Origin of the sequence: Pseudomonas sp. VE 267-6A (genome assembly GCF_024126555.1) — a bacterium.
In the GTDB taxonomy this organism is placed as follows: domain Bacteria; phylum Pseudomonadota; class Gammaproteobacteria; order Pseudomonadales; family Pseudomonadaceae; genus Aquipseudomonas; species Aquipseudomonas palmensis.
In genome coordinates, this window is the sequence record NZ_JAMYBY010000006.1 from 268,109 (window position 1) to 280,064 (window position 11,956).

The 11,956-nt window shown below is 63.1% G+C and carries 7 protein-coding genes; 1 reads left to right on the forward strand and 6 read right to left on the reverse strand.

Translation table 11 applies throughout. The annotated features are described in order from the left end of the window. Positions 1-371 precede the first annotated feature (371 nt). Positions 372-1,445 carry a 3-deoxy-7-phosphoheptulonate synthase gene (locus NJH59_RS09220; RefSeq protein WP_253086689.1) on the forward strand — a complete coding sequence of 358 codons (1,074 nt, stop codon included), beginning with the start codon at positions 372-374 and terminating at the stop codon, positions 1,443-1,445. A 133-nt stretch (positions 1,446-1,578) separates the two neighbouring features. Here NJH59_RS09220 and NJH59_RS09225 read toward each other — a convergent pair whose 3' ends face one another. The 6 genes from NJH59_RS09225 to NJH59_RS09250 all read right to left on the reverse strand — a co-directional run bounded on the left by NJH59_RS09225 (position 1,579) and on the right by NJH59_RS09250 (position 11,857). Beyond that, positions 1,579-2,901 carry a hypothetical protein gene (locus NJH59_RS09225; protein ID WP_043860166.1) on the reverse strand — a complete coding sequence of 441 codons (1,323 nt, stop codon included), beginning with the start codon at positions 2,899-2,901 and terminating at the stop codon, positions 1,579-1,581. Positions 2,902-3,106: 205 nt separating this feature from the next. After that, positions 3,107-4,363 carry a hypothetical protein gene (locus tag NJH59_RS09230; protein ID WP_253086690.1) on the reverse strand — a complete coding sequence of 419 codons (1,257 nt, stop codon included), beginning with the start codon at positions 4,361-4,363 and terminating at the stop codon, positions 3,107-3,109. Between the two features lie 11 nt (positions 4,364-4,374). Further along, positions 4,375-5,604 carry a hypothetical protein gene (locus tag NJH59_RS09235; RefSeq protein ID WP_253086691.1) on the reverse strand — a complete coding sequence of 410 codons (1,230 nt, stop codon included), beginning with the start codon at positions 5,602-5,604 and terminating at the stop codon, positions 4,375-4,377. A gap of 116 nt (positions 5,605-5,720) precedes the next feature. Beyond that, entirely contained in the window at positions 5,721-6,731 is a 1,011-nt protein-coding gene (locus NJH59_RS09240; protein WP_078480423.1) for a hypothetical protein, read from the reverse strand. 23 nt (positions 6,732-6,754) lie between these two features. After that, the gene (locus NJH59_RS09245) at positions 6,755-7,678 is read right to left on the reverse strand and encodes a hypothetical protein (RefSeq protein WP_253086692.1); all 924 of its coding nucleotides are present in this window, start codon (positions 7,676-7,678) and stop codon (positions 6,755-6,757) included. 72 nt (positions 7,679-7,750) lie between these two features. Next, positions 7,751-11,857: a hypothetical protein gene (locus NJH59_RS09250; protein WP_253086693.1), complete on the reverse strand. Its 4,107-nt coding sequence runs from the start codon at positions 11,855-11,857 to the stop codon at positions 7,751-7,753. Positions 11,858-11,956: the final 99 nt, after the last annotated feature.

Sequence of the window (11,956 nt, forward strand, 5' to 3'; positions counted from 1 at the left end):
GCGGCACTGTCTGCCAGCGGCTTTTATTTTGGGTATTGGTTTAGCCACAGGCGCCGCTGATACCCACACCGGCGCCCACTCCCAGGGCCGCCGAACACGAGAATACTCAACCCCCGGTCGGCCCTGCCCACCGGGGGTTTTGTTTTGGGCGCCGTACACCACCGACATCGATGAGGATTGCAGCATGAACCACAGCACCTATTACCGTTACCAAAGCCTTGCCTGGCGATTTAGCCACTGCCGTTCGGGCCAGCCAGCCGCCTCCGACCGGTCCAGTACAGGTGGCACGCAAACACCGACACGAAATCGAACATCTCGCTAGGGCCGAAGGCGCGGGACCGAACCCGCCTTCCGCCCAAGGAAACCCGACCATGCAAGCGTCCACCCAAGCCCTGAACCTGTCCCAACCCCAGGCTGTCGCAGCCAACAGTAGCCTCAACCTGCGCCTGCCCAGCCCGTTTCAGCTCAAGCAGCAACTGCCCTTGTCCAGCGCCCTTGGCGGCCAGGTCGAGCGCCACCGCCAGGCGGTGAAGGCGATTCTCGACGGCGAGGATGATCGCCTGCTGGTGATTGTCGGCCCCTGCTCGCTGCACGACCCCCACGCTTCCCTCGAATACGCCGAACGCCTGGCTGCCCTCTCCCGCCAGGTTGATGACCAGTTGTTGCTGGTGATGCGTGCCTATGTCGAAAAGCCTCGCACCACGGTGGGCTGGAAAGGCCTGGCATACGACCCGCACCTGGATGGCAGCGATGACATGCAGGGTGGCCTTGCGCTGTCTCGCCAGCTGATGCTGGGCATGCTCGAACGGGGCCTGCCGGTGGCCACCGAACTGCTGCAGCCGATGGCAGCAGGCTACTTCGATGACCTGCTGAGCTGGGCGGCCATCGGTGCACGCACCACCGAATCGCAGATTCACCGCGAGATGGTCAGCGGCCTGGGGCTGCCGGTCGGATTCAAGAATGGCACCGACGGCGGCGTGGGTATCGCCTGCGACGCCATCCGCAGTGCCGCGCATGCCCACCGCCACTTCGGGCTGGATGCCCAGGGGCATCCAGCGATCGTCGAGACCCTCGGCAATCCTGATACCCACCTGGTGCTGCGCGGCGGCCACCAGGGCCCCAACTACGATGCCGCCAGCCTGGAGCAGGCACGCCAGGGCCTGCACAAGGCCGGCATCCGCCCACGTCTGATGGTGGACTGCAGCCATGCCAACAGCGGCAAGGACCCACTGCGCCAACCTCAAGTGTTCAATCAGGTGCTGCAGCAACGCTTGCAGGGTGACCGCTCGATCATCGGCATGATGCTCGAAAGCCATTTGTTCGAGGGTTGCCAGGCACTGGGCAAGGCCCCCCTGCGCTACGGTGTATCGATCACCGATGGCTGCCTGGGCTGGGGGGCCACAGAAGCCTTGTTGAGCGAAGCGGCCATTAGCCAACGCGGGTAGACACCTGCCGCCCCGACGAGGGCGCTTCGGCCCCCCTCACATAGGCAGAATGTTAAGGGGCAGGCAGGTCAGACGTTCTGGTCCTGCCGGCCCAGCTTGCCCAGGGGCAGTGGGTTGGCCGCTGTCGCGTCGATTACCGAAGGGCCTGATCGTTCGGGTCGTAGATGAACAGGCGTCCATCTGTGGGCATCGGGCGCAACTGAAGCAACGGCAAGGTACGGCCCGTATCGGCGAAGTAGTCGGTCTGGAACCGCTTGCCACCTGCCAGGCCATTGCCCGTCACGTAAGAGACCGTGCTGTAGAGCAGCGCCTCAAGCGGCAATCCAAGCGGCGCACCGGCGGGCCAGGCCGCGACCATCAATTCATTCCAGCCATGAAATTCGGTGAGCTGTTGGCGGATCTCGTTGGCAACCCGAAATTCTTGCGCCGTCGGGGAGAACCAACAACTTGTGTACGGGCTGCCACGGTAGCGCGCCAACCATGCCGCTGCCGAATCGACCCCCACTGAGGCGCAGGAAGGCCGGAAGTTGCACATATCGGCCCGCCCGCTAGTGCCACCATCGAAGGGGAACACGCACCGTAGAGACAAGGGTATGGTCGCTGGCGCCGCTTCTTCGCGTATCACCAGCCCCTGCGGCTTGTAGGTACGCAGCACCTTGCTGTCGGCGCGAAAATAACTGAAGGACACGCCATTGCCGCGTACCGAACCGGGGCTCGGATCCCACGCACGGAAGCTGCCGACATCGGTCGTGCGCAGCAGTACACCACGGCAGTAGAAGGCGCCCCGATTGCCCCGGCAGGTGTCGTCGCCATTGCCGGTGTCGAGGTAGCGTGTGTTGAGCCGTGCCGCCACCCGGTAGCCATTGTCCAGTTGGTCTTGCTGACTGAAGCCGAAGACCTGCCCCTGCGGTTCGCCAAGCTGCAAGCGCAGTAGCGGCAGCCATGTACCGGTGGCCTGGAAGTAATCGCGTTGGCTGCTCTGGGCGCGCAACAGACTGCCGGCTTGCCCGGGGTCATAGAACACGCCCTGGATCGCGAGTTGCCCCGGCGCCTGCGCATTCCAGCCGTTCACCACCACCTCGCCCAGGTTGGCCACTGGCTGGGTGGCCTGGTACGGCTTGCCGTGGGCCAGCGCCGTAAAGCGATCAAACAGCAAGAACCCCGCGCCCGAGCCCAATGTCGTCGGCACATGGTCTTTGCGCACAAAGATGAAGCGCATGTCGGTGCCTTCGGCGGCGTCAGGCACCCAGAACTTCTCGGCCTGGTTGGGCATCAGCGTGCGCAGCACGATGCCGCTGCAGGCAAAGGCAGGTGCGCGCCCCACGCACTGGGACGCGGTACTGGCGTAGCGCGCATTCAGCAGCGCGGCGGTTTGTGCACCCCCAAGGGCATACGCTGCACTCTGTACAAGGCACAAGGTGCAGCCCAGGCACAGTGAACGCATCAGGTTCCTCATCGTCGACTCCTTGGCAGCGTGGCTGCGATCAGTGGATATCAGCTTGGATAGCCTGGTTCGTACTCGCCCGCCCGCCCCGAGAAGGCAGTGCCAGCAGAGGGTTTCAGGTACGATTGCTCACCTCACTCCGTAGCTCGCCGTGCTGCCACGCTTGTCGGTCGCAGTGAAGCCCCCTGGTTACCTCCATGCCCTATGCCTTGCGTTGTCACAGGTTCTGGTCCAGGGGGTCGAAGGCGAACACCTGGCCGTTGGCCGCCGTCAGATCGACCCGTAGCACAGGAATGACCTTGCCGGCCTGTTGGTAGTAATCGCGCTGGATGTACCGGGCACCGTTCAGCCCGCCACTGCCACGGATAAGGAATGCAGCCTCGAGTGTGAGCTGCGGGCCGATGTTCTGCGGCCAGGGCGCGATGATGATTTCGTTCCAGGCGCCGCCATGGGCACGCACTTCGATGTTCAACTCGAAGGCCGCAGCACTGGGGTCGAAGGCGCAACTGCTGACGGGGCTGGCGCCATAGCGGCTGCGCCAGGCGCTGACACTGTTGATGTTCTGCGAGGCGCAGCTGGCCTGGCAGCTGTTGGGGATGGCGCTGCTACTGGCATTGGCTGGGTAGGCACAGCGCATTACCAGTGTCTGGCGTGCGGGTGCTGCAAGCTCGCGGTAGATGAGCCCTTCGGTACCGGCCAGGCGCTGCGTGCCGACATCGGCACGTATGTAGGAGAACGACACGCCGTTGCGTGTCACGGAGTTGCTGCTGGGGTTCCATGCGTGAAAACCGGAGGCGCCATTCACTGCGCGGATCAGCACCCCGCGACAGTAGGCGGCTGCCTGCCCGTCGCGGCATCCACCCAATGCATCCCGATAGCGGCGCTCAAGGCGCTCGGCCACGCGCCTGCCATTGTAGAGCTGCTCTTGCTGCGCGAAGCCGAACACCTGTGCCTGCGGATCGCCAGGCGCAATCCGCAGGATCGGCAGCCAGAGGCCGGTGGCCTGGTAATAAGCCAACTGATTGCGCTGCGCGCTGTCATGGAACAGTGCCTGGATGGCAAGCTGCGCCGGCGCCTGTGCCTGCCAGCCAGACACCAGGACTGCCCCGGGCGATACCGGGTCTTGCACAGCCTGAAAAGCCTTGCCAAGCGCTGCTGCGCTCAGACCATCGAACAACAGGTAGCCGCACCCGAGCGCCAGGCCCGCCATGCTACGGTCGTTGCGCAGGAAGACAAAGCGCAGGTCGCTGCCGGCAACGTCCTTGAGCGTCCAGAAATCTGCGTTCGCACTCTGCGGTACGCTGCGCACCAGTACGCCGCTGCAGGCGAAGGCAGGACTTCTGCCCACGCACTGTTCCGGCGTGTTGGTGAAGCGTGCATTGAGCCACTGCGCCGTGCGGGTGCCTTCCTGCGCGTGCACCGGCGCAAGGCAGGCGCACAGCGCCAGCACACCGCACAGTCTCAAGATGCCCATGTGTGCGCGCCTCACTTGAGCTGCTGCATAGCGGGGTCATAGGTGAAGGGCTGCCGATTGGCGGCCTGCACGTCCAGTTTGACCAGCGGTAGCCAGCGGCTGGTCTCCTTGAAGTAGTCCTGCTGGAACGACTGCCCCCCGGCCAGGCCGTTGGTACCCCCCACCTGCCCCAGGTAATGCGCAGTGGCGCTGAAGAAGAACGCTTCGATCGGCAATTGCGCTGCAATGTCCTGCGGCCAGGTAGGGACCATGATTTCATTCCAACCGGTTAGCCCCGGGACTTTCTGGCGAATCTCGACCATCAGTTGCAAGGCCGTGGCGTCGGCGCGGAACGCACAGCTTCTGAACCGATTCCCAGCAGTGGAGGCGGTCCAGGTGGCGACGCTGTTCACGGGCGGTTGTTTTTCGTCGCACCAGCCACGAAAGGTGCAGGTGTTGGTTGACACCGCATCGTGCGTGGCGCCGTCGGCGACGTACAGGCATGCGGCAGGCAGGGTGTGTATTACAGGGGCGGCGGTTTCGCGAATCAGATAGCCTTGCGGCCACACCACCACCTTGATGGCCATGTCACTGCGCAGGTAGCTGAAGGACACGCCGCCGTTCTTCAGCGCACGGGGGGCCGGATTCCAGGCCTTGAAGTTGCCCGTGCCTGTCGAGCGCAACAGCACCCCGTTGCAATCGAACCCGGAGCGGCCGCTGATACAGGCAGGCCGGGTGTCGGCGTAACGCTGGTTGAGGCGCCGGGTGACCCTGTAGCCATTGTCCAGTTGGTCCTGCTGGCTGAAACCGAACACCAGACCATTGCCATCGCCCAGGTGCAGGCGCACCACCGGCAACCACTGGGCCGTGGCGTCGAAGTAGGCGCGCTGGCTGCGTTGGGCTGTCGCCAGGGCACCGGCCCGGGTGACGTCGTAGAAGATGGCCTGGATGGGCAATTGCGCGGGCACCTGGGCATTCCAGGTACTGACCACCACGCCACCGGCACTGCTGCCGGCCTGATACGGCTTGCCCAGGCCCACGGCCGTCAGCCGGTCGAACAGCACGAACCCCGAAGGTGCTGCCAGCCCGTCAAGGGCGCGGTCCTTGCGCAGAAAAACCAATTGCGCGGCATCGTCTTTCTTCCAGAACGTTTCGACGTCGCTGGCTGGCACTGCGCGCAGCAACACGCCGCTGCAGGCAAAGGCCGGTGCGCGTCCTACGCACTGTGCCGGTGTGCTGCTGTAGCGCGCATTCAACTGCATCGCTACCTGCGGGCTCCCGACGGCATGGGCGCTGCCCAGCAAAACGCACAATGCGATGCCACAAATCAGTTTGCTCGCAACGTTCATACAGGTCGCCTCCCATGGCGCGCCGCTGTTCAACGAATGCCGGCCGGGTAGCCCAGCTCATACTCTGTCGTGACTTCGGAACTGACCAGGTTGTCGTAGAGGTCCAGGTACACGGCCGTCTGTGCGCCCAACCCTTTGCCCCACACCCGGTACGGAGCCAGGTTCAGTGCCTCGGCGAGGCTGTTGGCCGGCGATGGGTAGAGCCGTGCCAGCGCCTCGAAATCCTCGTCGCTCGGCAAGGTGTAGCCCTCGTCGCGGGCCTTGGCCTGCGCCTGTGCCCAGGTGGATCGATACGCCGAGCTGAGCAGGCGCAGCTCACGCACGCCGCGCACACTGAGCACGTAGCTGGAACTGGCCCCTGCCGCGTTCTGCGCAGTGACGGTGATGTCGCCATTGCCCCATACCGAGACCTGTCCATCGGGATCGACCCTGGCAATGCCCGTGTTGTCCACGCGATAGGCGGTGGCCCCTGGCTGTGCACGGGTGTAGCGGGCATAGTCGGGGATGGTCGGTGGCGTCCTGGCCAGGTTGTGCTCATCGAAGAACACGACATAGCGTCGGCTGGCCAGGTTGAGTGCCTGTGCAGCAGTGAAGCCTTCCTTGATCAGCAGGGTGACCACGCCCGATCTGCGCGGCGCCGAGCGCGGCGCCTGCGCGGTGTAGTAGACCTGCAGGGTCTTGCCGACATTGGCCTCGACATAGCGCTTTTCGATCGGCAAGGTGACGGGTTTGCCGGCATTGCGCGCCGAGATCGGCCAACTGATCGTGGTGATCGCCTGGCCTTGCGCATCGGCAAGGTAGATCGTCAAGGTGGTCTGGAACGCCAGTACTACCGCGTTATCGTTATCAACCCCCTGGACGGTGATGTTCAGCCCCGTGGCCGGTACCTTTTCAGGGTCCAGCTCGGCGCCCTGCAAGGCTGCCACTTCGGGCAGGCGAAGGGTTGGGTCCGAAGGTTGGGTAGTGTCTGCATGCGCATTGAACATGCTCGCGCAAACGCATAACACCAGTGCCGCATAGGTACGTCTGATTGCGTCCATCAACGGTTGCTCCTGCCATGGAGTCAGTGGGGCTGGCTGATGCCTATTGCGTAGCCTTTCTGGCTTGGGCTGGCGCTGCTTACCTGCAGCGTTGCCAGGTCCAGGTAGGTGGGCGAGCCGCTCGTATCAGTAACAACACCCAGAAAGCCTTTTTCCGTCATGTCCGGCAGGCCCAGGTTCTGCGCGTTCAGATAGCCCGCGAGGTCGTCTTTTGCCGCCGCGTACACAGCGCTGAAGCGACTGAAGTCGTCGGCTGTCGGCACGTCCAGGCCATAGCTGGTGGCGGCTAGTGCGGCGCCTGGGGCCTGCAGCTCGTGGTCGTAGCTCAACAGGTACAACCCCCTGACCCCTCGGACCGTCAGTGTGTAGCTGCCGACCGAGGCACCGGCAGCGTCCAGTGCGGTAATGGTGACCGGCGGATCCTCTGCATTGCCCAGCAGGCTGACCTTGCCGCTGCTGTCGACACGGGCAACCTTGGTGTCGCTGCTTTCGTAGTTGACGGCCTGTGCGGTGGTGCGGGTGAACTGTGCGTAGTCAGGCACTTCTGGCGGCGGGCTGGGCTCCTCGGCGGCGGTGCGGAACACGATGTAGTTGCGGCCGCTGAGGTCGACTGTCAGGGGCGCAGCGAAGTTCGCCTTGATGGTGAGTGTCAGTACCTGCGACTTCACCCCGTCGACCTCGTAATACACGCGCAGTTGTTGGCCCTCACGGCCAAGCAATATGCTTTTCGCAATATTTTCCCACACCGCCAGTCGGTCGTTGTTCGGGGTGGGCCTTACCTCGTCGTAGAGCACCTTGTTCTGCTCGTCGAGCACAAACAGCTTCAGCACTTTGTTGTGCCAGCTGGCACTTCTTTGTACCTCTGCACGGGTGAATTCACCCACTGTACCGAGGTCGAGTGCCCCTTCGCTGACGTCGTTCATATTTGGCACGGTGTAGTCGGTCATGTCGTCAAACTCCCGCAGGTAGGCAACCGGCGCCAGGCAGCGCCGATTGCAGGGTCATATCGCTCAAAGGCCTCAGGCGCCTGGCGCGCCAGCCCATTCGCCGTCGGCCTCGGCATTGACATCTACCCGGTGGCCGGTGGTCACCTTGTTGCGCAGCGCCGCCTGCACCGCCGCACTGTCGCCACCGCCCTGCGGTTGGCCCCACGTCACCACGCGCCCGTCTGACGTCAATGCGGCGAAGCCGTTGGAGTTGGCGTACACCGCACGCACATGTTTCAGTTGGTCGGACACCCGGCTGATATCGCCGCCGGCTTCAGAACGCCCCCAGACCGCCACGGTGCCGTCGCTGCACAGGGCGGCGAACGCCCATGCGCTGCCGGTGACTTGAATGACATTGCGCAGGTTGGCCACAGGCTGTGGCACGTTGCCGCCGTTGTTCGCGTTGCCCCAGGCCACCACCGAACCGTTCCTGCGCCGGGCACAGAAGGCATGCCAGGTGCTGGTGACCTCCACGATGTCAGTCAGACCTGCAATTTCTTGCGGCACCGAGCCGCCATGGCTGCCAGCCCCCCAGGCCACTACCTGGCCGGTGGCACGCAAGGCGCTGAATGCCTGGGCCGTAGCCCCCTCAAGGGTGACGATATCGGTCAACTGGGCGATTGCATCCGGTACCGTGCCGCCATATCCGGCATTGCCCCAGGCAACGACACGATTGTTGGTGCGCCGTGCGGCAAAGGCGGCAAAGTTGCCCTTGACGTAGTAGATGTCCTTGAGGTCGGCGATATCGTTGGGCAAGCTGCCGCCGTTGGCGGCACTGCCCCAGGCTACCAGCGAACCGTCGGCACGCTGCGCTGCAAAAGCGCTGCCGGCACCGTAGACAGCGGTGAAATCCGTCAGGTTGAGGATCCCCGGCGGAATGGTCGCGCCCTCGGGCCCCACACCCCAGGCAATGAGGCGGCCGTCGGCTTTGCGTCCGACAAACGCCCTGGCATTGCTGCGCACTTCGACGAAATTTCCGGTTTCACCTTTAGGCATGGAACCGCCCTCGCCCGCCTGGCCCCAGCACTGCACAGTGCCATTGGTCATGCGTGCGGCATACGCGCTGCGCGTGCAACTGACTTCAGCGATGTCGTCGCGGGTCTGCAATGTCGGCGGAATAGCTGCCCCGTAGGCAATACTGCCCCAGCCGACGATATCGCGCTCCCCCCCTGAGCGTTCGTTGCGCAGGGCGACAAACGCTGCACTGCCATTGACCGCGGCGTCGATTCCGTTGCCGATGATGTTGGCCGGGTTGAGCTGCACCTCATCGGTTTGCGTGCGCACGCGCAGCGCCTTCCAGGGCTGCTTGTCCATCCAGGTAGTGCCTGCGGTCCAGGTGGGCTCGTCCAGGTAACGCCATTCGGCGAGGATCGGCTGCAGGCTTTGCGCATTGAATGCGCTCAGAATTCGCGAGGTACTGGAGGCGCGGTAGGTGCTCGCGCCGTAGCGGGCGCCGAAAATACGCAGGTTGCCGCTGCCTATCACACGGTTTACGAAATAGCTGTTGGACGGCGAGCGTTCCTCCGGGCCGCCGCTGCTACGCTGCAGCGTGTATTCGAGCTTGATCGTGGTGCGATTGCTGGCGTTGATCGTGGCATAGGGTACCGACACGTCGAGGGCCTTGCCCTCGTCGCCCGCCGTTACCACGATCGTGCGGTTGAAGTTGCCTGCCGGCAGCTCGCTGTACACCCGTACGGTCACCCTGTCACCGCGCAGCAATCTGGCCACGGTGTCGATCCGATACGTTGCACCATTGCGTACATCGTCCGGGTTCAGCTGGTTGTTGGCGGTCGCCTGCACGAATATCGGCAGCGGCAGCGCCGCACGCTGTACCCGCAGCGTGACGGTGCCGGACGTCTGCTCGCGGCCATCGAAGCGGTACACCACATACTTGACCCGTACATTGGCATCGATGTTGGCCAGTACGAACCGTGCATCGATAGACTGCTTAAGCTCACGTGTCTGATCTTCCAGTATGTACAGGGTGACGCTCGTCGAGCCTTGGGGGGCATCGCCATCCCAGAGCAGTTCCACTTCATCGCCAAGTTTGAGCTGGGCCTCGGCTGGGATCGTGACCACTGCATCGCCCACAGGGCGCAGCGTGCCATTGACCGCGCCCTCCACCACCGGGTCGGGTAGCAGTAACTGGCGCTCTTTGCGACGCAACGAAAGCATGGCAGACACGCGAGTCGGCTGGCGGTCTTCGATGACCTGGTAGTACACATCGGCTGCCACTGTCAGGTAGTTGCTCCACTCGGCGTGCTCGAAGGTGAACGTCACTTGCTTGTCGAGATTGTTCTTGGTCACCTTCATCAGATCGTCGAAGAAGGTACCGCCCGCGTCGGACCACACCACCCTGATGGTCTGGTCGAGTTTCATTCCGGTGTACGGCTCGATGATCACATCGACGCTGGCGAGGACATCAGGATCCAGTTCACCGTCTTGTGCCTGCGGGCAACGGGGTGCCGGCAGTTCCAACTGCGCCACGCCCACTTGCAGCGTGAGAGCCTGTGATTCCAGAGGGCGCCCCAGGCCCTGCCGGCTTACGGTGTAGCTGACTTCGAGCGAACCGCCGCTGAGCGGCTGAATGTTCTGCGGCCCGTTCACGGCAAACGAGATGTCTTTTCCTGCGCTGGCGCTGGTGACCGTTTTGGCGTCCTTGTAGAGCAACGTGCTGCCATCGGAACCGGTGCCTCGCCAGGTGATCTCGATGAAGTCGTCCTTCTCCAGCTGGGCCGCTGCCGGTACCACCACGGTCGCCGTTGCCAGTGTGGCCTCCAGCACGCCGTCGACCGCTTCGGTCACTTGCGGGCTTGGCAGCTTGACGGCAGCGCCGATAAAGTTTGCGCCCACACGCCGGGAGGTCTGTACTACGTTGCTTTTATCAGGCTTTCTGGTGAACCAGGTTCTGCCAAAACCCCGCGCCAGCATCTGCACGTGGGCATAGGGAATCTTGAATACCAATATCCGGGGGCTGCTCAACTTTTGCGAGTAATTCAGGGCAATGATCTGGCCTTGCGCCGTGGTGCCTACCCAGTACAGGGTAATCTCATCCCTTGCCTTGAAGCCGAACACCGACAGCGCCGCCACTTGTACTTCCAGGCCATCTTGCGCCACCAGCGCCACATCGATCGGGTCGCCCTCCACGGCTTGCGAGTCTGGGTTGACGATGATGGGCGGCAACAGTTTGTTGGGGTCGATCGATACCTCGATGTAACCGCGCAATGACCAGTCGCTTGCGGGATTGAACACTTCGTCCCAGATCCAGTACACAAGCACCAGCTTTTCGCTGTCGCCGGCCTCGTAGATGAGCTCGGCATCCACCTCGATGACGAGGTCGTTGCCCACCTCGTCAGGTTGCACGATGTACTCGACGATCGAGCCGCCCCAACTCAGGCGAATTGTGTCGTACTCGCGCATGTTCGGGTACGCCGGTACGGTGACTTCCACGCCATACAGCTCGCCATCAAGGAAGTCCTTGATGTCTTCTTCACCCACCACGCCACCGATTGGAGGGCTGGTCAGAAACGGTGGCAGCAACTTGTAGTGCCCGGCGCGATCGGGTTCAGGGTCGTTTCCGCCGGGGTACTTGAGGCGTGCCAGTACCTTGAGCACCAGCGAAGACTCCTTGTTGGTGGAGCCTGCACGCGTGATCACGTAGTAGAGGTCGTGCACGCCCTCCAGCACCTTTTTGGCCGGGATGTAGGTTTCGATGTTCTGGCCGAGCTGCTCCTCGCGGACACTGACCTTCACCGCCGCGATGTTGCTGGTGCCATAGAACACCTCGATCAGATCCCCCGCCAGCATGTTCGGATACGGCTGCACGAATACCTGCATTCCGCGCACCGAATTGACCATCCCCTTGTTCACGCCAACCTGGGCGCCTTCGGTGTATACCGGGGTGATGTAACCTGGAATGTAGATGCGTCGCAGGGCCAGGGTGCCGGCTGCAAATCCTCCGAATGCCGGCGGCCCTCCCACTATGGCATTGAACAGGTCGATCATCGTTTGCAAGCCCGATTGGGTCCCGGGGACAATCAAGTTGTTCGTCATGAAGTTTTCTCCAATCCAGGAAGCCCGAAAGGTATGAACGGGGGAATGGGCTGGAAATGATTCAAAGGCAAAATGTACGAGGCGCACAACTGACACAAATACCAGGTGCCCGGCCAAGGCACGTGCGCACAGGGGGAGGAAATCGCGCGCCGATTGCGCTAGGCTGCACCTTTACTCACCAGGAGC